Annotated in this window: 20 protein-coding genes; 11 read left to right on the top strand and 9 right to left on the bottom strand. The window is 65.7% G+C overall.

What is annotated here, in order from left to right:
• Positions 1 to 8: 8 nt before the first annotated feature.
• Positions 9 to 911: a CoA ester lyase gene (locus K359_RS0101135; RefSeq protein ID WP_035975793.1), complete on the bottom strand. Its 903-nt coding sequence runs from the start codon at positions 909 to 911 to the stop codon at positions 9 to 11.
• 19 nt (positions 912 to 930) lie between these two features.
• Entirely contained in the window at positions 931 to 1410 is a 480-nt protein-coding gene (locus tag K359_RS0101140) for a hypothetical protein (RefSeq protein ID WP_029077678.1), read from the bottom strand.
• 208 nt (positions 1411 to 1618) lie between these two features.
• Between K359_RS0101140 and K359_RS0101145 the strand changes: the two genes are divergently transcribed.
• Positions 1619 to 1918: a hypothetical protein gene (locus tag K359_RS0101145; RefSeq protein WP_029077679.1), complete on the top strand. Its 300-nt coding sequence runs from the start codon at positions 1619 to 1621 to the stop codon at positions 1916 to 1918.
• Positions 1919 to 2034: 116 nt separating this feature from the next.
• Here the strand turns inward: K359_RS0101145 and K359_RS0101150 are convergent, their stop codons facing one another.
• Positions 2035 to 3228, bottom strand: a complete 1194-nt coding sequence (locus tag K359_RS0101150) for a hypothetical protein (protein WP_029077680.1) — start codon at positions 3226 to 3228, stop codon at positions 2035 to 2037.
• A 133-nt stretch (positions 3229 to 3361) separates the two neighbouring features.
• Here K359_RS0101150 and K359_RS50830 point away from each other — a divergent pair, with 133 nt between their 5' ends.
• Complete coding sequence (locus K359_RS50830) at positions 3362 to 3583, top strand: hypothetical protein (RefSeq protein ID WP_156928301.1); 222 nt, start codon at positions 3362 to 3364, stop codon at positions 3581 to 3583.
• 10 nt (positions 3584 to 3593) lie between these two features.
• Here the strand turns inward: K359_RS50830 and K359_RS0101160 are convergent, their stop codons facing one another.
• Complete coding sequence (locus K359_RS0101160; RefSeq protein ID WP_029077681.1) at positions 3594 to 4223, bottom strand: CoA pyrophosphatase; 630 nt, start codon at positions 4221 to 4223, stop codon at positions 3594 to 3596.
• A gap of 93 nt (positions 4224 to 4316) precedes the next feature.
• Here K359_RS0101160 and K359_RS0101165 point away from each other — a divergent pair, with 93 nt between their 5' ends.
• From K359_RS0101165 to K359_RS0101175, 3 genes are all read left to right on the top strand, one after another.
• Positions 4317 to 4742 carry a PaaI family thioesterase gene (locus tag K359_RS0101165; RefSeq protein WP_029077682.1) on the top strand — a complete coding sequence of 142 codons (426 nt, stop codon included), beginning with the start codon at positions 4317 to 4319 and terminating at the stop codon, positions 4740 to 4742.
• A gap of 24 nt (positions 4743 to 4766) precedes the next feature.
• On the top strand, positions 4767 to 5777 hold the full coding sequence (locus tag K359_RS0101170) for an aldo/keto reductase (RefSeq protein WP_029077683.1): 1011 nt from the start codon (positions 4767 to 4769) through the stop codon (positions 5775 to 5777).
• A 119-nt stretch (positions 5778 to 5896) separates the two neighbouring features.
• Positions 5897 to 6097, top strand: a complete 201-nt coding sequence (locus K359_RS0101175) for a hypothetical protein (RefSeq protein ID WP_029077684.1) — start codon at positions 5897 to 5899, stop codon at positions 6095 to 6097.
• Positions 6098 to 6223: 126 nt separating this feature from the next.
• Here K359_RS0101175 and katG read toward each other — a convergent pair whose 3' ends face one another.
• On the bottom strand, positions 6224 to 8389 hold the full coding sequence (gene katG / locus K359_RS0101180) for a catalase/peroxidase HPI (RefSeq protein WP_029077685.1): 2166 nt from the start codon (positions 8387 to 8389) through the stop codon (positions 6224 to 6226).
• Positions 8390 to 8507: 118 nt separating this feature from the next.
• Between katG and K359_RS0101185 the strand changes: the two genes are divergently transcribed.
• Positions 8508 to 9467, top strand: a complete 960-nt coding sequence (locus tag K359_RS0101185) for a LysR substrate-binding domain-containing protein (protein ID WP_029077686.1) — start codon at positions 8508 to 8510, stop codon at positions 9465 to 9467.
• Positions 9468 to 10438: 971 nt separating this feature from the next.
• On the opposite strand, the gene galU is transcribed toward K359_RS0101185, so the two are convergent.
• Positions 10439 to 11314, bottom strand: coding sequence for a UTP--glucose-1-phosphate uridylyltransferase GalU (gene galU, locus K359_RS0101190; RefSeq protein WP_029077687.1), 876 nt, complete (start codon positions 11312 to 11314; stop codon positions 10439 to 10441).
• A gap of 306 nt (positions 11315 to 11620) precedes the next feature.
• Between galU and K359_RS0101195 the strand changes: the two genes are divergently transcribed.
• Positions 11621 to 12934 carry a lytic murein transglycosylase gene (locus K359_RS0101195; RefSeq protein ID WP_156928321.1) on the top strand — a complete coding sequence of 438 codons (1314 nt, stop codon included), beginning with the start codon at positions 11621 to 11623 and terminating at the stop codon, positions 12932 to 12934.
• Positions 12935 to 13290: 356 nt separating this feature from the next.
• The gene (locus K359_RS0101200; protein ID WP_029077689.1) at positions 13291 to 15030 is read left to right on the top strand and encodes an SGNH family hydrolase; all 1740 of its coding nucleotides are present in this window, start codon (positions 13291 to 13293) and stop codon (positions 15028 to 15030) included.
• 130 nt (positions 15031 to 15160) lie between these two features.
• On the opposite strand, the gene K359_RS0101205 is transcribed toward K359_RS0101200, so the two are convergent.
• Together K359_RS0101205 and K359_RS0101210 are read right to left on the bottom strand one after the other, a co-directional pair.
• Positions 15161 to 15538: a CsbD family protein gene (locus K359_RS0101205; RefSeq protein ID WP_029077690.1), complete on the bottom strand. Its 378-nt coding sequence runs from the start codon at positions 15536 to 15538 to the stop codon at positions 15161 to 15163.
• Between the two features lie 59 nt (positions 15539 to 15597).
• Positions 15598 to 16332 carry an SDR family NAD(P)-dependent oxidoreductase gene (locus K359_RS0101210; protein ID WP_029077691.1) on the bottom strand — a complete coding sequence of 245 codons (735 nt, stop codon included), beginning with the start codon at positions 16330 to 16332 and terminating at the stop codon, positions 15598 to 15600.
• A gap of 177 nt (positions 16333 to 16509) precedes the next feature.
• Here K359_RS0101210 and K359_RS0101215 point away from each other — a divergent pair, with 177 nt between their 5' ends.
• Positions 16510 to 17289 carry an SDR family NAD(P)-dependent oxidoreductase gene (locus tag K359_RS0101215; protein WP_029077692.1) on the top strand — a complete coding sequence of 260 codons (780 nt, stop codon included), beginning with the start codon at positions 16510 to 16512 and terminating at the stop codon, positions 17287 to 17289.
• Between the two features lie 111 nt (positions 17290 to 17400).
• The gene (locus tag K359_RS0101220) at positions 17401 to 18288 is read left to right on the top strand and encodes a TauD/TfdA family dioxygenase (RefSeq protein WP_029077693.1); all 888 of its coding nucleotides are present in this window, start codon (positions 17401 to 17403) and stop codon (positions 18286 to 18288) included.
• Between the two features lie 228 nt (positions 18289 to 18516).
• Here the strand turns inward: K359_RS0101220 and K359_RS0101225 are convergent, their stop codons facing one another.
• On the bottom strand, positions 18517 to 19173 hold the full coding sequence (locus K359_RS0101225) for a YqgE/AlgH family protein (protein WP_029077694.1): 657 nt from the start codon (positions 19171 to 19173) through the stop codon (positions 18517 to 18519).
• A 136-nt stretch (positions 19174 to 19309) separates the two neighbouring features.
• On the opposite strand from K359_RS0101225, the gene K359_RS0101230 reads away from it, so the two are divergent.
• Positions 19310 to 20164: a protein-disulfide reductase DsbD domain-containing protein gene (locus K359_RS0101230; RefSeq protein ID WP_029077695.1), complete on the top strand. Its 855-nt coding sequence runs from the start codon at positions 19310 to 19312 to the stop codon at positions 20162 to 20164.
• Positions 20165 to 20274 lie beyond the last annotated feature (110 nt).

Consider the following 20274-nt stretch of genomic DNA (forward strand, 5'->3'; position numbering starts at 1 on the left):
GCCTCTGGTCAGGCTTGAGCGTCGCGATCGATCGCGCGCAGCGCCTCGCCGCGCGCGATCAGGCGCTTTGCGTTCGAATAGGTCGGGACCTCGAGCAGCGAGCCATCGAGTTCGACGCGCCCAAGGCCCTGTGTCCGCGCCGCCTCGAACGCCGCGACGATCCTGCCCGCCTGCCGCAGTTCGTCCTCGCTCGGCGTGAGGACGCCGTTGACGATGGCCGCGTGCGCAGGATCGACCAGGCTCTTGGCGGTGTAGCCCAGCCGTCGCGCCCACACCGTGTCGCGCGCGACGCCTTCAGCGTCGCTCCAGGTGTAGGGACAATCGACCGCGACGACGCCAGCCGCGCGACATTCCACGATGAAGCGCTGCCGCGCATAGGCAAGCTCCAGGCCATCACTGCCCCGTTCGGCACCAAGATCGGCGGCGAGATCTTCGGAGGCCATCAGGCAACCGACGATGCGCCGGCTCGCCACCGCGATCGCGCCGGTCTGCACCAGATCGCGCGCGAACTCGATATTCGGCAGCAGGGACGTCGACCCCTCGGCAATGCCATAGTCGCGCTCGAACCGCGTCACTGCCTCGTCAAGCCTGACGACATGGTGCGGCTCGGCGACCTTCGGCAGCGCGACGATATCGGGACGTCCCCGCATCACCGCGGCCAGGTCATCCATGCCGTCCTGGTCGAGCGGATTGACGCGGACCGCGACCACGACGCCTTGGTCGCGCCAGGCCGCGTAGAGCTCGGCCGCCAGTGCCCGCGCCTTCGGGCGCAGCGGCGGCGGGGTGAAATCCTCGAGCTCATGGATCAACACGTCGGCGCCGCTGGCGGCTGCCCGCTGCAGGACCGCCTCATTGGCGCCTTCGAGAAACAGCCAGGAGCGGCAGAGCGAGGCTGGACGCAGCTTGCGCATCAGGCCGCCCGCACCGCCGTCACTGAAACGTCATGTCGAGGCATTTCGAGATGTCGGAGCCGAGGCCGGACGAGATGGTGATGCAGCCGCGGATCTTCTGGGTGTTGGCGTCGCTCGCCCAGATCGCATAGCCGCCCGGACCGAAGAACGAGTTGGTGTTCGGCGGCTCGGTCTCGGTGGCGTCGAAGGTGTAATTGCCGTCGGTCTCGAAGATCCGCGGCTTCCTGGTGCAGCCGCCGTCGGCCTGGACGTTGATGACCTCCTTGTTGTCCCGCGTCAGCGCCAGCGAAACCTGGCATCGGAAGTATTCCGAGGTCTTGGCGTTGAACAGATAGGCGTAGGACTTGCAGGTCGCGGTGTTGAGCTTGCCGGCGGACAGGCCGCGGCTGCAGGAGATGCGCTGGTTGTTGGAGAGCTTGAATTCGTCGGCCTGCGCGGCTGACGCCAGCGTCATGAACGACAGCGCGACACCGATACCGATCTTCATGACGTGGTTCATCCTGATCCATCCCCAAGGTCGTGTTTCTGGCAATCGAGGCGTTTGTAAACGGTAACGCGAAGATAGTCGTCAAGCTCGATGCGGGAAATCACAAAGTCGCTGACTGGCGTAAGCAGTCGCGCCGATTGTCGTATTGACGCACGAATGGCGTTCGTGATTTGTTCAGAAACGTGGGGACGACGCCGTTTTTCTCGGCCGGAGGTGGATCATGACGCATTTTCTGACCAAGACCTTTGTTGCGACTGCGGCGTTTGCCGCGCTGACGACCTGCTCCTTCGCGCAGGAGGCTGCGCCGTGGGAGCTGAAGCCCGACATGGGCTACGCCTATGACAAGGACGGCAAGACCTGGTCCTACAAGATAGGCACCAGCAATGCCGGCACGCTGCTGAAGGGCGCCAAGAAGGTGCCGAAGGGGACGCTGTTCTTCATCGGCCACAACGGCCAGCTCTACATGCGCTCCGGGCCCTATCTCGAGGGCGACGGCAAGTTCATGTTCGGCTCGAACTAGAGCGTTTTCGAGCGAAGTGGACACCGGTTCGCGTGAAGAAAACGCGTCAAAACAAGAGTCTAGAGCTTCGGTTCTGATTCAGTCAGAACCGAAGCTCTAGCGTTTTTCGGCAGCCCTCAGAACGCCGCGGCCAATTCCCGGGCGCCAGGCTTGTTGCTGTTGAAGTCCATCCGCTCGTTGGTGACGGCGAGCAGCCGGGCCACGGTGTTGTGGCGGATCGCGACCGGGTTGCGCTCGTAGCCGGAGCGCTGGAAGAAGTTCGAGGTCGGCACCTGCTCGCGCATCGCCTGCGGCATGGTCACCATGTCGAGCCCGGTGCCGTCGCCGGTCAGGTTCATCATCTCGAGCTCGGCTGCGGTCAGCGGCCGTGTGTAGCCCTTGTTGCGGGCGAAGATCACCGAGGTCAGCAGCTTGTGGGTCTGCAGCATCGGGCCGACATCGATGTCGAGCACCATGGCGTGACAGGCCCAGCCCTGCGGCGTGTCGGCGAGCCGTTGATGTGCCGACCAGTCGTCGGGCACGGTGCGACTGAACGCGACCATCTTCTTCAGCACCGCGAGCTTGTGCTCCATGGCCTTGCGCGCCGGCCCCTGCGTCGCCGCCACCCGCTCGGAGAGGTCCCGCACGAATTCATGACCCTGCTCGGCCAATAGCTCCACGGTGTTGGTGGTTAGCAGCTGGTTGTAGCCCATCGCGGTGGAAATGGCGCGCTTGCCGCCATGCTCGATACCCGCCTGCACGTCGTAATTGCCGGTGCCGCCGGTCTCGAACGAATAGACCCGCACCGCCTGCTCCGGCGTCAGCCCTGCCGCGCGGGCGTAGCGGGCATAGGCGCGCTTGAACTCGACCTCTTTGGTCGGCCGCTGCGGTGTGAACTGGAATTGCTCGGCAGCCGCCCTGACCAAATCCGAGACCACCGGTATAGTCTTGGGCGGACGCTTGCCGCCCTCCTCCTCTTCCGGAGCCGGATTGACCGGCCGCTTCGGGCCCTCATAGACCGGCGGCTGCTGCAGCACGTAATCGTCCAGCGAGATCTGCACGCGGTCGCGGCGCTTGGCATTGCGGCCGCGCCGCTTGTCGGCGATCGCATTCCAGTAGGCGGTCGCATCCTGCTCGAAGGCAGCGCGCGCCTCCTGGTATTCCTGCAGCTTGCGGCGATAGTCCATGATCGCCTGCGGCGAGGCCTGCGCCATCGCATTGGTGATGGAAGGCGGCAACGCATCGGCCTCGCCGGCCAACACAGACGGCGCGCTTGCGACCAGCGCGAGCGCGACAAATCCTGACGAGAAGCGAATCAATTGCGGGCGCATCGCCTCCTTGTAGCAAGCACGGCCGTGAAGTCAGCCCGGAATTGTCTCCTGATATCGGCGACCGGATGCCGCGATCAGGCGCAGAATATTCGCCATAATGCGGTGTTCTCCGAGGAAAGCAGTGGAGATCGCGATGAGGAAGGCACTCTGGCTCGCCGCCGCAGGCGCGCTGACGCTGATGGCGCCGGCGCGCGCCGAACGTCCGGATTGCGGATCGTTTCCGGATACCCGTTCACGTCTCACCTGTTACGACAACGTGTCGCGGGCGCCCAATCCGGAACCCGCGGTCGCGGCGCATCCTGCCGCACCACCGAAAGTAACGAAGCCGCGCCGCCACAAGCGGCACCACAGATAGCTTCCTCCACTCACTTCCATGCGAACACCGGCTGCTCGAGATCGGCGACGCGAGTGTTGCGGCCGGCCAGCACCTCGCGGAATTGATAGATCAGCGCCGCGGTCGGCGCATGGATATGCTGGCCGCCGAGTCGGAAGCGGATCACGCGCCGCGAACTCTCCGGGATCGTGACGAAGGTGAACACGTCGTCCGGCTCGATCGCATCGAGGCCGATGCGGTGGACGGAGGCGACCTCGTCCGGGTTCGGCACGATCGCCGCGTTGGCGCCGGCCCAGACCACGACCGGCGTGACCAGATAGCCGGACCGGGTCGGATAATCGTCCAGCATGCCGAGCACGTCGCGTTCGGACAGCGCCATGCCGAGTTCCTCGTGCAATTCGCGCAGCGCAGCCTCGGCCTGCGTCTCGCCGGCATCGCAGCGCCCGCCGGGCAGCGCCCATTGCGCGCTGTGGGCGCGCAGGCGCGCGCTGCGGCGGGTCAAGAGGAAGGCCGCGCCGCTGCCATCATCGCTCTCAGTCAGCGCGATCGCGACCGCCGCGCGCTTCAGCGTCGGTGCGGCATCGACTGGCGCGAGGCGCGCGAACGCCGAGCAGAGCTCTGCGATATTCCGCCGGGTGGCATCGTCAAATGTGCGGGCCATTGATCTTGACTACAACACAACAGCGTTTGATGAAATGACCTGAACGGCATGCCTCCTGCGATCAACCATTTGCAAGCAACGGATCCTCACCTCATGACGGCCAAGGTCGCGGACAAGCTCAAATCCGACGGCTGGAAGGTCGCCGACACCACGGGCTTCCTGACGCTGATCGGCCCGTTGTGGGAACGGCTGAAAGACGGCGCGCTCGAGCTCGCATTGATCACCGAGGACAAGCACCACAACCGCCGCGGCCTGGTGCAGGGCGGCGTCATCATGACCTTCGCCGACCGCGCCTGCGGCATGGCCGCGCGTTTCGTCTCGGGCAAGCCGACGCTTGCGACGGTGCAGCTCGACACCCATTTCGTCGAGGCCGGCAAGATCGGCGAGATCCTGACGACGCGCCCGCGCGTGGTGCGCTCGACCCGCAGCCTGATCTTCATCACGGCCGAGGTGACGGTCGACAAGCGCTGCATCGCGATGGCCAACGGCGTGTTCAAGATTCTGAAGAACGAGAGCTGACGCGTCATTCCGGAGGAACGATCGATGCAATATCGCCAGCTTGGCCGCAGCGGCCTGAAGGTTTCGCCGATCTGCCTGGGCACCATGATGTTCGGCGGACCGACCGATGAGGCGACCTCGTCGCGGATCGTGGCGAAGGCGCGCGAGGCCGGCATCAACTTCATCGACAGCGCCGACGCCTATAATGGCGGCAAATCCGAGGAGGTCGTGGGCCGCGCGATCTCGAACAGAAGGTCGAACTGGGTGCTGGCGACAAAACTCGCCAACCCAATCGGCGACGACCCCAACCATGGCGGACTGTCGCGGCGCTGGGTGTTCCAGGCCGCCGACGAGAGCCTGAAGCGGCTCGGCACCGACTACATCGACATCTACTACCTGCACAAGGAAGACCACACGACGCCGCTCGACGAGACGGTGCGCGCCATGGGCGACCTGATCCGCGCCGGCAAGGTGCGCTATTTCGGCATCTCCAACTACCGCGCCTGGCGCGTCGCCGAGATCTGCAACATCTGCGACCGGCTCGGCATCGACCGCCCGGTCGCGAGCCAGCCCTATTACAACGCGATGAACCGGATGCCGGAGGTCGAGCACTTTCCGGCTTGCGCCTATTACGGCCTCGGCATCGTGCCCTACAGCCCGCTGGCGCGCGGCGTGCTGACCGGCAAATACGCGCCCGATGCGGCGCCGCCCGCGGACACCCGTGCCGGTCGCAACGACAAGCGCATGATGCAGACCGAGTGGCGGCCGGAATCGCTGCAGCTCGCGCAAGAGATCAAGCGCCACGCCGAGAGCCGCGGCATCACCGCCGGGCAGTTCGCGGTGTCCTGGGTGCTCAACTCCTCGTTCGTCAGCGCCGTGATCGCGGGCCCGCGCACCGAAGCGCAATGGGACGATTACATCCGCGCGCTCGATTATCGCTTCACCGCCGAGGACGAGGCGCTGATCGATCGCCTCGTCGTCACCGGCCATCCCTCGACGCCCGGGTTCAACGATCCCGCCTATCCGATCGAAGGGCGCCGGGCGCGGACCGAATAGCATCGCGGCGTCGGCGCTTGTCTCGGCAACGCCGAAGTTACGTTTCGCACCTTCCGAATTGCGCAATGTCCGCGGCGGCTGCAGCATCAGGGCATGACAATGCTGATACTGGTGCTGCAATGATTGCATCCAATGTACTGGACTGGATCGTGGCGCTGCTGGTCTGCTGGGCAAGCCTGACCGCGATCTTCGAGCCCTCGCGCGGGGCCTCACAGTGCGACGTCCCCTATGCGACGAGCAGCGGACCGCAGGTCCCGCTCGCGGCTCCGACCCAGGCGGAGATCGCAGCGATGCTTCGCGATATGAAGCTGCACGACTGAGTAGGATAGGCAAACCGCTGAAAATCCTTCCTCATCGTCCCTGAAATGAGACAGGGCGGCGCCGAAGCGCCGCCCTGCCCTGATTGCCGTTGCCGGCTGCTTACTCGACCAGTTTACTTGGCCAATTTACTTGGCAAGCTCGAAGCGATCGGCGTTCATCACCTTGGCCCAGGCCGCGACGAAGTCCTTCACGAACTGCTCCTTGGCATCCGACGAGCCGTAGACCTCGGCGAACGCGCGCAGCTGCGAGTGCGAGCCGAAGATCAGGTCGGCGCGGGTGCCGGTCCACTTCACCGCCTTGGTCTTGCGGTCGCGGCCTTCATAGACGCCCTCGCCGGCATCGCTCCACACCGTGCCCATGTCGAGCAGGTTGAGGAAGAAGTCGTTGGTCAGCGTCCCCGGCTTGCCGGTGAAGACGCCGTGCTTCGACTTCTTGGCGTTGGCGCCGAGGACGCGCAGGCCGCCGATCAGAACCGTCAATTCCGGTCCGGTCAGCCGCATGAGGTGTGCACGATCGACCAACGCCTCTTCGGGCAACATGAACTGACGCTTGCCGCTGATGTAGTTGCGGAAGCCGTCAGCCCGCGGCTCGAGCGGAGCGAACGATTCGACGTCGGTCTGATCCTGCGTCGCATCGGTGCGGCCCGGCGTGAAGGGGACCTTCACATTGGTGCCGCCGTCCTTCGCCGCCTTCTCGATCGCAGCGGCGCCGCCGAGCACGATCAGATCGGCTAGCGAGACCTTCTTGCCGAACTCCTTCTGGATGGCTTCGAGCTTGCCCAGCACGGTTTTGAGCTGCGCCGGCTCGTTGACATCCCAGTCCTTCTGCGGAGCGAGACGGATGCGCGCGCCGTTGGCACCGCCGCGCTTGTCGGAGCCGCGGAACGTGGAGGCCGAGGCCCAGGCGGTCGACACCAGTTCGGACACCGACAGACCCGAGGCTGTTATCTTCGCCTTGAGCGCCTCGATATCCTTGTCGTCGATCACGGCATGATCGAGCGCCGGGAGCGGATCCTGCCAGATCAGCGTTTCCTTCGGCACCAGCGGGCCGAGGTAGCGCACGATCGGACCCATGTCGCGGTGGGTGAGCTTGAACCAGGCGCGGGCAAAGGCGTCCGCGAACTGATCCGGATGCTCATAGAACCGGCGCGAGATCTTCTCATAGGCCGGATCGTAGCGCAGCGAGAGGTCGGTCGTCAGCATCGTCGGGACATGCTTCTTCGACGGGTCGAACGCGTCCGGAATGACGGCGTCCGCGCCCTTTGCCTTCCACTGCTTCGCACCCGCCGGACTCTTCGTCAGCTCCCATTCGTACTTGAACAGGTTTTCGAAGAAGTGGTTGCTCCACTTGGTCGGGGTCTGGGTCCAGGTGACCTCGGGGCCGCCGGTGATCGCGTCAGCGCCGACGCCGGTGCCGAACTTGCTCTTCCAGCCGAGGCCTTGCTCCTCAAGCGCGCCACCTTCCGGTTCCGGCCCGATCAGCGACGGATCACCCGCGCCGTGGGTCTTGCCGAAGGTGTGGCCGCCGGCGATCAGCGCAACGGTCTCCTCGTCGTTCATCGCCATGCGGAAGAACGTCTCGCGGATGTCCTTGGCCGCGGCAACCGGGTCCGGATTGCCGTTCGGGCCTTCCGGGTTGACGTAGATCAGGCCCATCTGCACCGCGCCGAGCGGCTCGGAGAGCTGACGCTCGCCGCTGTAGCGCTCGTCGCCGAGCCAGGTGCCTTCCGGACCCCAGTACAGCTCTTCCGGCTCCCACACGTCGGCGCGGCCGCCGGCGAAGCCGAAGGTCTTGAAGCCCATTGATTCCAGCGCGACGTTGCCGGCGAGGACCATCAAATCGGCCCAGGAAATCTTGCGGCCGTATTTCTGCTTGATCGGCCAGAGCAGCCGGCGCGCCTTGTCGAGGTTGGCGTTGTCGGGCCAGCTGTTGAGCGGAGCGAAGCGCTGCTGACCGGCGCCGGCGCCGCCGCGGCCGTCTGTGATACGGTAGGTGCCCGCCGAGTGCCAGGCCATGCGGATCATCAGGCCGCCGTAGTGACCGAAGTCAGCCGGCCACCATTCCTGCGACGTCGTCATCAGGGCCGTGAGGTCCTTGATCACGGCGCCGAGATCGAGGGTCTTGAATTCCTTGGCGTAGTCGAAGCCCTTGCCCATCGGATCGGACAGGCTGGAGTTCTGATGCAGCACCTGAACGTCGAGCGTCTCCGGCCACCAGTCACGATTCGCGCGCCCGTGGGGCCCGCCCGTGAATGGGCATTTGCCCGCGCCTTCGTCGGTTTTTGCGTCCATGTTTCTTCTCCGAGGTGATGGATTCTGGAATGTGCTGGAACTCTTCCAAGAACGATTCTACGCGCCCCAATCCATCAGGTGAAATTGACTTTAATGATCGCAGCGATAAGATAATCTGATGATAAATGTCACACTCCGGCAACTGAGGTATTTCGATGCGCTGGCGCAGCACGGACATTTCGGCCGCGCCGCGGAGGCCTGCGCGGTGTCGCAGCCGGCATTGTCGATGCAGATCCGCGAGCTGGAACGGGCCGTCGGCGGCGTGCTGATCGAACGCAATGCGCGACAGGTCACGCTGACGACCTTCGGCGAAGACCTGTTGCATCGCGTGCGCGACATCCTGCGCTCGGTCGACGAGCTCGGCGACTTCGCGCGCGCCTCGCGCGACAAGCTCGCCGGGCGGCTGCGCGTCGGCATGATCCCGACGATTGCGCCGTATCTGCTGCCGAAGGTGATCGAGACCTTGGCGCGGCTGCATCCCGAGCTCGACATCCATGTCCGCGAGACGCTGACGCCGAAGCTGATCAAGGAGGTCGCCGAAGGCCGGCTCGATACCGCGATCGTGGCACTGCCGGTGCATGAACCGTCGCTGACCGAGGTCGCGCTGTTCTCGGAAAACTTTTTGCTGGTGCGGCCGGGCGAGGACGCCAAGACGCCGGTGCCGAGCGCCGAGATGCTGCGCGAGATGCGGCTGCTGTTGCTCGAGGAAGGCCATTGCTTCCGCGACCAGGCGCTGTCGTTCTGCAACATGCAGTCGTCGTCGCCGCCGCGCGAGGTGCTGGACGCGAGTTCGCTGTCGACGCTGGTGCAGATGGTCGGCGCCGGCATCGGCGTCACCCTGATCCCCGAGATGGCGGTGACGGTCGAGACGCGCTCCGCGCCGGTCACGGTCTCGCGCTTCAAGAACCCGCAACCCTCGCGCACCATCGGCATGGTCTGGCGCAAGACCAGCCCGCTGGCGGCACAATTGCAGCAGATCGCCGAAGTGGTCAGTCTCGCCGCCGACGAATTGCGCGCGCCGAAGGGGAATGCTGCGAAAGAGCCGGCAAAGCGCGCGGGGCGGCGCAAGGTCGGGTGATTGCTCTAGTGGCACGACGGAGCCGCAGGCCGCGTTTGACACGCACGTCGCACCACCCCCACAACTGTCGTCCCGGCGAAGGCCGGGACCCATACGCCGCAGCAATTATAGTGAACGGGACTCGTCGTTCCAGCGACGCTTAGCAACATCCCTTTGTGGTTATGGGTCCCGGCCTTCGCCGGGACGACACCGAGTGTGTTGCATGGCCTGTGAGTCACGCATCCGCATCCTCGCGACATGATTTGCCCGAGCTTTGCATCTCGTTTCGCCTCTCTGAGGATCAGAGGGCGCAGGGAAAGCCGGGTGCCGATCGCACCCATGGGCCCCGAGCAAAGGTAGAAAGCTCGGGGGTAGGACCACAGGTGTAACCGGGAACAACCCGGCTTTCCCTGCGCGATGGGTTACGGCTTACTTCGTGCTCTCCCCGGCGAGACTTGGCTTGTTTGTCACCGCCACGCGAAGATGCTTCGCATCTCGCGGGGGACACCGGCCACTAGGGCGTCAGGACCACACGACTTCGCCGTCCGCGTCATGCGCATTCGTCGACTGCGCAATCAGCGTCCACCGCATCTCACCGCAACACCCGTGACGATGCGCAGCGCCCCTCGATCGGGTGAGACGGGCGAACCATACACTGGGTTGTATTTCTGATAAAGCGAAATATTTTTGCGCTGGGGCCTTGCGCCGTCGGGCAACTCACTGGCAGGGGGCGCGTGAGGAAGGCACTGGCGGAAGGGTTCCCTCTCCCCTTGCGGGAGAGGGGTGCCACACGACGTGCTCTCACCGTATTAGTCACGGCGGCAAGCGAACAAGTTGCGCGAACGATGCGCTCATCGATCAGCTTGCCCGGGGCTACCCCTCTCCCCACCCTCTCCCGCAAGGGGAGAGGGAGCCTGAGCGGCGTGCTCACCTCACCGCGCCCCGCGGCATCGCGCTATGCGCCGCGGAATGGCGCGCGCAGCGCCCGCGCCTCACCTCTCCAGATACTTCTTCATCTCGGCGATCAGGCCGTCGCGCAGTTCGGGGCGTTTGAGGCCGAAGGCGATGTTGGCGCGGAGGAAGCCGGGCTTCGAGCCGCAATCGTGGCGCTCGCCCTCGAACTCGACGCCGTAGAATTTTTGCGTCCTGGCGAGCCCGATCATCGCGTCGGTGAGCTGGATCTCGCCGCCGGCGCCGCGCTCCTGGGTGGCCAGGATGTCGAAGATCTCCGGCTGCAGGATGTAGCGGCCGGTGATCGAGAGGTTGGACGGCGCGGTGCCCTGCGGCGGCTTCTCGACCATGCGATCGACCTCGAAGATGTTGCCGGTGCGCTTGCCGACGCTGCAGATGCCGTATTGATGGGTGAGCTCGTCGGGCACCGCCTCGACCGCGATCAGGTTCGACTTCTCGCCGAGCTTGCTTGCGGCGTCGATCATCTGCTTCAGGCAGCCCGGCGTGTTCAGCACCAGCTCGTCCGGCAGCACCACCGCGAACGGCTCGTTGCCGACGATGTCGCGCGCGCACCACACCGCGTGGCCGAGGCCGAGCGGCGACTGCTGCCGGGTGAAGCTCATCGCGCCGGCTTCGGGCTGGTTCTGCGCCAGGATCTCCTGCTCGGTTTTCTTGCCGCGCTGCGCGAGCGTGGTGTCGAGCTCGAACATGCGGTCGAAATGATCCTCGATGACGCCCTTGTTGCGGCCGGTGACGAACACGAAGTGCTCAATGCCGGCTTCCCTCGCCTCGTCGACCACGTACTGGATCAGCGGCTTGTCGACGATCGTCAGCATCTCCTTCGGCATCGCCTTGGTGGCGGGCAGCACGCGGGTACCGAGACCTGCGACGGGGAATACGGCTTTGCGGATCTTCATGGGATTATCGGAAGCCTTGAAATGGGTGGGACGGCGGCACGAAATGAATCATGCCTTGGTACCTGTTTTGCAGCCGCCAACAAAGGCGGATGTGTGGTGAGGCTTAATTCCGCCGTTCCCGCCGGCCAAAGCTGCGGCAGCAAAATCTCGCCGATGTTAAGTTAATGGAAACCGTGCCGGGGCCTTCTGAAACCGCACGTTTTTGACAGGCACACGACAATGCACGCGACGGGAACATCAAGGACCAGGCTTTTCAGCGCGAGCCTCGTCGCGTTGGCCGTTCTGCTGCCAGGCGCGGCGCTGTTGATGCCCGGCGGTGCCCGGGCCCAATCGGGCAACGGCCTGACCAACCTGATCGACAGCATCTTTTCCGGACCCAATGCCGCGACGCCGCCGCAGGCCGCGACCGGAGGCGACGGCACAGCGCCGCCCTGGAGCGGGGAAGACGGCGCCTCCGGCCATCCGCTGATGACGGCGGCGGCGATCCGCCAGGCCGCGTCGGACTTCCCGAACTGCGTCGCAGCGATGTGGCCAGATGCCGCACGGCGCAACATCACGCGCGAGAATTTCGAGCGCTTCACCGCGGGCCTCACGCCCGACCTGCGCATCATGGATCTGATGGATTCGCAGCCGGAATTCACCAAGGCGATCTGGGACTATCTCGACATTCTCGTCAGCGACGCGCGGCTTGCGAAAGGCCGCGAGATCCTTGCGAAATACAAGGCGCAGTTCGACGCGACCGAGCAGGCCTATGGCGTCGATCGCTACATCATCGCGGCGATCTGGGGCATCGAATCGAACTACTCGACCCAAATGGGCGATCGCAGCGTGGTGCAGTCCACCGCGACGCTCGCCTGCATCGGCCGCCGCCAGGCCTATTTCAAGGACGAGTTCCTGTCGGCGCTGGAAATCCTCAACCGCGGCGATCTCAGGCCCGAGCAGATGCGCGGCTCCTGGGCCGGCGCCTTCGGCCCGACCCAGTTCATGCCGACCGCGTTCAAGCGCTACGCGGTCGACGGCGATGGCGACGGCCGCCGCGATGTCGTCGACGATCCGAGCGATTTGATCGCCTCGACCGCCAACAATCTGAAGAAGGACGGCTGGCAGACCGGCGCGAGCTGGGGCTACGAGGTCGTGCTGCCGGAAGGCTTCAACTACATGCTAGCCGATCGCGCCAAGGCGATGCCGCTGTCGCAATGGGAGCAGCTCGGCCTCAAGCGGCCGAACGGCCAGCCGTTCCCGCGGTCGTCCGACAAAGCCTATCTGCTGGCGCCGGCCGGCGCCGCGGGGCCGGGCTTCCTGATGCTGCAGAATTTCCGGGTCATCATGAAGTACAACCCGGCCGAGGCCTATGCGCTCGCCATCGGCCATTTCGCCGACCGCCTGCGCGGCGGCCCACCCTTCGTGCAGCCCTGGCCGCGCCAGGAACGGGTGCTGTCGCGCGCCGAGCGGCTGGAACTGCAGCAGCTGCTGGCCCAGCGCGGCTTCTACAAGGGTACGCCCGACGGCCAGTTCGGCGGCCAGACCCGCGAGGCGCTGCGCGGCTTCCAGGTCTCGATCGGCGCCCCCGCCGACGGCTTTGCCACCGCCGAGGTGCTGGAGCGGCTGCGGGGAAGGTAGGGCGCCCTACGGAACCTCTTCACCTCCCCTTGAAAAGGGGAGGTCGCTTTGCTCGAGAGAGCAGCGGGTGCGGATCGTCTCTCTCCACAAGCGGCAGTGCGTGTGGCTGACCCCCATCCCGACCTTCCCCCTTTCAGGGGGAAGGAGAAGGCTAAGCCCCGGATGAGGCCCCGCTCCATCCGGGCGACGGGCGTGGGCAGCAGGCCCCTCACCCCCAAAAGTAACCGTGAAATCCGATATTTGCCCGGCGCCTTGACGGCCGCCCGCGGCACCCGATTTATGGTGGAAAAGCTGCCCGCTTGCGGCCCGATTCCGCTAGTATGGGGTGGTACTTCCAGATCATTGCGACCGCCCCGATGCGAAAGCCGACGTCCTTCCTGCGCATATTCACCGAAGCCGGCCCGCTGGTCGCGCTCACGGTGGCGCTTGCGCTCCTGATCGGCATCGCCCAGCCCGCCTCGGCGCAGTTCTTCGGCTTCCCGGGCTTTGGTGACGCACCCCAACGCCGCGCGCCGCCACGCAGCGGTGGCGGTGGTGGCGGCGGCTGGTTCGGGGGCGATTTCTTCGCGCCGTTCCAGCAGCAGCAGCAGCAACCGCAATCACAGCAGCAGCGGCCGCGTGAGGATTTCTCGCGCGCGCCGGCGCCGGCCAAGCGCGAGGCCGCCGCCGAGCGCAACGTGCTGGTGATCGGCGACGCCATGGCCGACTGGCTCGCCTATGGCCTCGAGGATGCCTATTCCGATCAGCCCGACATGGGCGTGATCCGCAAGCACAAGACGGTGTCCGGCCTGATCCGCTACCAGCCCAAGGGCGATCCGGCGGACTGGGCTGCCGCCGCGAAGGGCATTCTCGCCACCGAGAACCCCGACGCCATCGTCGTGATGCTCGGCCTCAACGACCGCACCGCGATCCGCGAACCTGTCGTGGAGAAGAAGGTCGACAAGAAGGACGACAAAAAGGACCCGCGCGCCAAACCGGACGCAAAGCCCGGCGACAAGCCCGATACCGCCGCCAAGACCGACGGCAAGACCGATGGCAAGACTGACGCCAAGCCCGCCGCTGCCGAGCCGCCGGCTGACGACGCCGACAATGACGCGCAGGCCGCGCCGGAAAAGACCGCGCGCTCGCCCAACGGCCTCTATGAATTCCGCGAGGACCGCTGGGTCGAGCTCTACGGCAAGAAGATCGAGGAGCTGATCAACGTGCTGAAGAGCAAGGGCGTGCCGGTGCTGTGGGTCGGCCTGCCCGCGATCCGCGGCCAGAAGGGCACGTCGGACATGCTGTTCCTCGACGCGCTCTATCGCGACGGCGCCGGCAAGGCCGGCATCACCTATGTCGACGTCTGGGACGGCTTTGTCGACGAGGCCGGCCGCTTCATGCAGAAGGGCCCGGACTTCGAAGGCCAGCCCCGCAAGCTGCGCTCCGATGACGGCGTGTTCTTCACCAAGGCCGGCGCGCGCAAGCTCGCGCACTATGTCGAGCGCGAGGTGACGCGGCTGCTTGCGGTGCGCACCGGCCCGATCGCGCTGCCGAGCGAGCCGGCAACACCCGATACCAGCGCCGAGCCCGGCAAGCCCGCGCCGCGGCCGCTGGCAGGCCCCGTGCTGCCGCTGGTCGCCTCTACGGTCGGCACCGATCAATTGCTCGGCGGACCGGGCTCGCGGCCCGCCGCCGTCGATGCGCTCGCCGCGCGCACGCTGGTGAAGGGCGAGGCCCTGGCGCCGCCCGCGGGCCGCGCCGATGATTTCGCCTGGCCGCGCCGCGAGATCGGCCGCGAGCAGGCCAAGGGCGATGTGCCTGTCGCTGCGGCCACGCCAGCCGCGCCGAGCGGTGCGCCGGCGAATCCGCCGCCCTCCACCACGGCGATCGCGCCCGACGGCTCGATTATCACCGCGCCGAAGCCGCAGCGGCGTGCGTTCCGCCCGGCCCAAGCCCAACCGCAGCAGCAGCCGCAGACCCAGCCTTGGCTGCGCGACATCTTCGGCTTCGGCGCGCCGCAGCAGCGCCCGCTGGTCGCACCGCCGCCGCGTCCGCCGCGGCCGCCCGGCAATATCGGACAGCGGGCCGCAGCGCCGGGCAATCCCTGGCAGTGGTAAGCGCGCCCTCTGATCAAATCGAAGCTCCATCCACGTCATTGCGAGCGAAGCGAAGCAATCCATCGATCCGTACGCGCGGACGGATGGATAGCTTCGTCGCTTCGCTCCTCGCAATGACGGTGAGTGAGCCTCAGCCGTAATAGCGCCAGCGCGACGGCGGCGGCCGGCGCGGCTGGCGCGTCATCAAAAGCGCGAGCGCAAAGCCGATGCCGCCGGCGATCAGCAGCGAACCGAGCGGATTGTCCTGCACCGCATGAGCCATCGCCTTCTGCCCGCTGCGAACGGTCTCGCCGCGATGCTCATAAGCATCTTTGGCGTAGTTGACCGCGGTATCAGCCGCGTCGCGCGCGGCATCCTTGGCCTGGCCGTAGAGATCCTGCACTGCGCCTGCGGCCTCGCGCGCGCGGCCCGAGGCCTGCGTCTGCGCATCGCCGGTCGCATCGCCGACTGCGCCTTCGGCCTTGCCTGCAAATTCCTTCGCCGTTCCGAAAATCCGATCCTTGTCCATCGTGACGCTCCCTGAAATGTCAGGGAGCCAACCGCGGAACCTCGCGCAAGTTCCTGGAGCTAGAGAATGAGCCCGCCATCGACGACGATGGTCTGGCCGACGATGTAGGAGGCGAGCGGCGAAGCGAGGAACAGCGCGGCGCCGGCCATGTCGGCGGGCGTGCCGAGACGCTTCAGCGGAATGCGCTCCAGCGCGCCCTCGAGACGCTTTGGATTGGCCGTCGTCGCCTTGGTCATCTTGGTGTCGACGAGGCCGGGCGCGATGCCGTTGACGCGGATGTCGTTCTCCGCCCAGGCCTCGCCCAGCGTGCGCGTCAGCCCGACGGCGCCGGTCTTCGAGGCGTTGTAGGCCGGATTGCCCATGGTGGAATGATAGGCCGCGGTCGAACTCACGATGATCAACGAGCCCCTAGCTGCGGTCAGCATCGCGTGGAATTTCGTGGCGCAGGCCATCAGGCTCATCAGATTGACCTCGAGCACCTTGCGGAAGCCCGCCATCTCGAATTCCCCGCGGCGGTAAATCACCGCGCCCTGCGCCAGCACCAGCACGTCGAGCCGATCGAACGACGGCGTGAAGCTTTCGATCGCCTGCGGATTAGAGACATCGAGCTGCGCGTAAGCGAGGCCCTCGAGATCCGAGCCCTCCTCTTTCGAATAATCGCTCGCCTGCGCGCGGGTGCCGTACACACTGACGCGCGCGCCCTTGGCGCGGAAGGCCCGCGCGATGCCGTTGCCGATCCCGCTGGAGCCGCCGACCACCAATATTTGCTTACCGCCGAAATCGAGCTCGTTCATCGCGTTTCTCCTGCTCTGTTTTCTTGATTGAGCATCATCCTTTTCGAAAAGCCAACCGGGAAACTTGCGTTAACGCGCTGCGCGCGCGCCGATATCGGATCAGTGGTTTGACGTCTCTGCGGAACGGTGCCAGCGTTGTCGATCTCACAACGCAAGAAAATCAACGGGGGGTCCGTCATGTCCGAATTCAAGCAGCTCAGCCGTTCGGTGAAGGGCCTCACCGTTCTCGTCACCGGCGCCGCCAGCGGCATGGGCCGCGCCACCGCGCGGGTGTTCGCCGACGAAGGCGCCAATGTCGCGGTCACCGACCTGACCGAAGAAGGCACGCAGGCGGTGGCGAAGGAAATCTCGGCGAACGGCGGCTCCGCAAAGGCATGGACGCTCGACGTCGCCGATCGCGATGCGATCACCAAAGTCGTCAACGATGTCGCCGCGCATTTCGGCGGGCTCGACATCATCGTCAACAATGCCGGCATCTCGGTGCGCGTGGCGATCGACGATCCCGGATACGAGGACGCCTGGGCCAGGGGCATTGCGGTGATGCTGACGGCGCATCCGCGCATCATCCGCGCCGCACTGCCATACCTGCGCAAGTCGCGATCGCCGCGCATCGTCAACATCGCCTCGACCGAGGCGCTGGGCGCGACCGGGTTGCACAGCGCCTACTCCGCGGCAAAGGGCGGCGTCACCAGCCTGACGCGTTCGCTCGCGGTGGAACTGGGACGCGAGGGCATCACCGTGAACTGCATCTGCCCGGGCCCGATCCGCACCGCCATCACCGACCGCATCTCCGAGGAGCACAAGACGATCTACGCCAAGCGCCGCACCGCGCTGGCGCGTTACGGCGATCCGGAAGAGGTCGCGCACATGACGCTGAGCCTGTGCCTGCCCGCCGCATCGTTCCTGACCGGCGCCGTGATTCCGGTCGACGGCGGGTTGATGGCGCGGAATGCCTGACCCGCGCCAACCCCACACTTCGCCGCGGAGCGTTGACAGCCCGCGCGTCGGGAGTAGCCTTCCCGGCAAACGAAGCGGGATAACCGCCCGCGAGATACGGGGAGATACGCCATGACGGTCCTGATCCGGCAGCTTCACAAGCATTTCGTCGGCGAGGTCTCCGGCGTCGATCTGCGCAAGCCGCTGACGAACCAGGAAGCAATCGACATCGAGGCCGGAATGGACAGGTACGCCGTGCTCGTCTTCCACGGCCAGGACATCACCGACGAGCAGCAGATGGCGTTCGCGCTGAATTTCGGCGAGCGCGAAGATGCGCGCGGCGGCACCGTGGCGAAGAAGGAGGACTATCGTCTCTCCGCCGGGCTTAACGACGTCTCCAATCTCGGCAAGGACGGCAAGCCGCTGCCGAAGGATCACCGCACCCATCTGTTCAACCTCGGCAACTGCCTGTGGCATTCCGACAGCTCGTTCCGGCCGATTCCGGCGAAATTCTCGCTGCTGTCGGCGCGCGTGGTGAACCCGAAGGGCGGCAACACCGAATTCGCCGACATGCGCGCCGCCTATGACGCGCTCGACGACGAGACCAAGGCGGAGATCGCGGACATGATCTGCGAGCACTCGCTGATGTATTCGCGCGGCTCGCTCGGCTTCCTCGACTATACGGATGAAGAAAAGCAGATGTTCAAGCCGGTGCTGCAGCGTCTGGTGCGCACGCATCCGGTGCACGGCCGCAAGTCGCTGTATCTGTCGTCGCATGCCGGCGCCATCAGGGGCATGAGCATGCCGGAGGCACGGCTGCTGCTGCGCGACCTCACCGAGCACGCCACCAGTCCGGAATTCGTCTACGTGCACAAATGGACGGTGCATGACCTCGTGATGTGGGACAACCGCCAGACCGTGCACCGCGTCCGCCGCTACGACCAGTCGCAGCCCCGCGACATGCGCCGCGCCACGGTGGCCGGCACCCAGTCGACGGTGGCGCAGGAAGCGGCGGAGTAGGCACAGCCACCGCCCGTCGTAGCCGAACCGACTACTGTCCTAACCAAGCCCACAGCTGTCGTCCCGGGCAAGCGTCAGCGCGACCCGGGACCCATAACCACAGGGCGCCGTTGTTGCGCGACGCTGTGGCCCCAGCTCGCTCCATCCTCACGTCCTATGGTCATGGGTCCCGGCTTTCGCCGGGATGACACTGTGAACGTGGAGAGATCGTCGCTACGTCAGGACAAACTACGCGTGGCCGGCGTCGTTGGACAGCATGCCGGCCTCGATGCCGATCTTGCGCAAGGCGCGCGCGTATTTCTCGTCGACATCGGCGCCGAAGATCAGCTCCGGATCGGCGTCGCAGTGCAGCCAGCCATTGTGCTGGATCTCGTTCTCGAGCTGGCCCGGCCCCCAGCCGGCATAGCCGAGCGCGAGGATCGCGTGCTTGGGGCCGGCGCCTTTGGCGATCGCCTTGAGGATGTCGACGGTCGCGGTCAGCGAGATGCCGTCGTCGATATTGAGCGTCGCATCCTGGATGTAGAAGTCGCTGGAATGCAGCACGAAGCCGCGGCCGGTGTCGACCGGGCCGCCCTTCATCACCTTCATCATCTCGGCATTTTCGGGCAGCCGGATCTGGTCCGATTTCTCGATGATGTCGAGCTGCACCAGGAGCCCCGGAAAGTCGATGCTGCCGGCCGGGCGATTGACGATGATGCCCATGGCGCCCTCGGAGGAATGGGCGCACATGTAGATCACCGAGCGCTCGAAGCGCGGGTCGTTCATGACAGGCATCGCAATCAGCATCTGGCCGTCGAGATAGCCATCATCGGCGGCGTTGTGACCGATGCCCGCGCTTCTGGCGGCGGTCTTGCGAGTCTTGCCTGTTTTGCCTTCAGGGCGCATCCGCAAAGGCCTTTCCTGCTGATTTGGCATCCTGATATTGGGTCGCCGTTCTGTCAATCAACCATCGCCCGCCATGCGGCGATGCATCACAAGCAATTCAATGGTTTGCAACGAAAGTTGCGGGTAAAGACGTCTCATGATGGTCACAGTTCCCTTGCGGGCCGCGTTTGGCGTTGCCGCCCTATTTTCCGTCGCATCCCTATCCGTCGCATCCCTGGCAACGGAGGTTCGCGCCGACGACGCCTCGCCGTGGCAGCAGGACACGCATTCGGCGGTGCGGCTGCTCGCGGGGTCGCGCAGCGGCGCGGTGCTGCTCGGCGGCATTGCCTTCCAGTTGCAGGACGGCTGGAAGACCTACTGGCGGACACCCGGCGATTCCGGCGTGCCGCCGCGATTCGATTTCTCCAGGTCGGACAATGTCGAGGCCGTCACGGTGATGTGGCCGGCGCCGCGCCAGTTCGACGACGGCGCCGGGGGCACCTCGCTCGGCTACAAGCACCAGGTCGTGCTGCCGCTGCGCATCGTCGCGAAGAATCCCGACAAGCCGCTGGTGCTGCGCGCCGACATCAACTACGCGGTGTGCGAGAAGCTGTGCGTGCCGGTGGAAGCGAAGGCCGAGCTGGCATTCGCCAGCGTCGCCTCGACCGAGGACGCCGCGCTGACCGACGCGCTCAACGCGGTGCCGAAGCCCGCCAATATCGGCGATCCCACGCCGTTCACGATCCGCGACGTCAAGCGCGACGGCAAGAACAACGTGCTGGTCGATGTCACCGCGCCCGAGAACCGCGACCTCAGCCTGTTCGTCGAGGGGCCGACGCCCGACTGGGCGCTCCCGGTGCCCAAGCTGGTCGAGCACGCGCCGCCGGGCGTGAAGCGCTTCTCTTTCGAGCTCGACGGGCTGCCGCCCGGCGTCACGGCGGACGGTGCGGCGCTGAAACTGACGCTGGTCGGCGGCGACAAGAGCTACGAATTCAATATCAATTTGAACTGACGCGGCAGCGTCGTCCCGGCGAAGGCCGGGACTCATACTCCGCGGCAGCAGTCTGAGGCACGCTGGGATCAAGCCGTGCGCATTAACGGTTCCCTGTGGTTATGGGTCCC

It is taken from the genome of Bradyrhizobium sp. th-b2 (assembly GCF_000426785.1).
Classification (GTDB): domain Bacteria; phylum Pseudomonadota; class Alphaproteobacteria; order Rhizobiales; family Xanthobacteraceae; genus Bradyrhizobium; species Bradyrhizobium septentrionale.

Coding starts and splice junctions, on each gene's coding strand:
- K359_RS0101185 (WP_029077686.1), top strand. CDS start 8,508: ATGATAAATGTCACACTCCGGCAACTGAGGTATTTCGATGCGCTGGCG.
- galU (WP_029077687.1), bottom strand. CDS start 11,314: ATGAAGATCCGCAAAGCCGTATTCCCCGTCGCAGGTCTCGGTACCCGC.
- K359_RS0101165 (WP_029077682.1), top strand. CDS start 4,317: ATGACGGCCAAGGTCGCGGACAAGCTCAAATCCGACGGCTGGAAGGTC.
- K359_RS0101170 (WP_029077683.1), top strand. CDS start 4,767: ATGCAATATCGCCAGCTTGGCCGCAGCGGCCTGAAGGTTTCGCCGATC.
- K359_RS0101210 (WP_029077691.1), bottom strand. CDS start 16,332: ATGAACGAGCTCGATTTCGGCGGTAAGCAAATATTGGTGGTCGGCGGC.
- K359_RS0101135 (WP_035975793.1), bottom strand. CDS start 911: ATGCGCAAGCTGCGTCCAGCCTCGCTCTGCCGCTCCTGGCTGTTTCTC.
- K359_RS0101215 (WP_029077692.1), top strand. CDS start 16,510: ATGTCCGAATTCAAGCAGCTCAGCCGTTCGGTGAAGGGCCTCACCGTT.
- K359_RS0101195 (WP_156928321.1), top strand. CDS start 11,621: ATGCCCGGCGGTGCCCGGGCCCAATCGGGCAACGGCCTGACCAACCTG.
- K359_RS0101200 (WP_029077689.1), top strand. CDS start 13,291: ATGCGAAAGCCGACGTCCTTCCTGCGCATATTCACCGAAGCCGGCCCG.
- K359_RS0101175 (WP_029077684.1), top strand. CDS start 5,897: ATGATTGCATCCAATGTACTGGACTGGATCGTGGCGCTGCTGGTCTGC.
- K359_RS0101160 (WP_029077681.1), bottom strand. CDS start 4,223: ATGGCCCGCACATTTGACGATGCCACCCGGCGGAATATCGCAGAGCTC.
- K359_RS0101145 (WP_029077679.1), top strand. CDS start 1,619: ATGACGCATTTTCTGACCAAGACCTTTGTTGCGACTGCGGCGTTTGCC.
- K359_RS0101150 (WP_029077680.1), bottom strand. CDS start 3,228: ATGCGCCCGCAATTGATTCGCTTCTCGTCAGGATTTGTCGCGCTCGCG.
- K359_RS0101140 (WP_029077678.1), bottom strand. CDS start 1,410: ATGAACCACGTCATGAAGATCGGTATCGGTGTCGCGCTGTCGTTCATG.
- katG (WP_029077685.1), bottom strand. CDS start 8,389: ATGGACGCAAAAACCGACGAAGGCGCGGGCAAATGCCCATTCACGGGC.
- K359_RS0101225 (WP_029077694.1), bottom strand. CDS start 19,173: ATGCGCCCTGAAGGCAAAACAGGCAAGACTCGCAAGACCGCCGCCAGA.
- K359_RS0101220 (WP_029077693.1), top strand. CDS start 17,401: ATGACGGTCCTGATCCGGCAGCTTCACAAGCATTTCGTCGGCGAGGTC.
- K359_RS0101230 (WP_029077695.1), top strand. CDS start 19,310: ATGATGGTCACAGTTCCCTTGCGGGCCGCGTTTGGCGTTGCCGCCCTA.
- K359_RS50830 (WP_156928301.1), top strand. CDS start 3,362: ATGAGGAAGGCACTCTGGCTCGCCGCCGCAGGCGCGCTGACGCTGATG.
- K359_RS0101205 (WP_029077690.1), bottom strand. CDS start 15,538: ATGGACAAGGATCGGATTTTCGGAACGGCGAAGGAATTTGCAGGCAAG.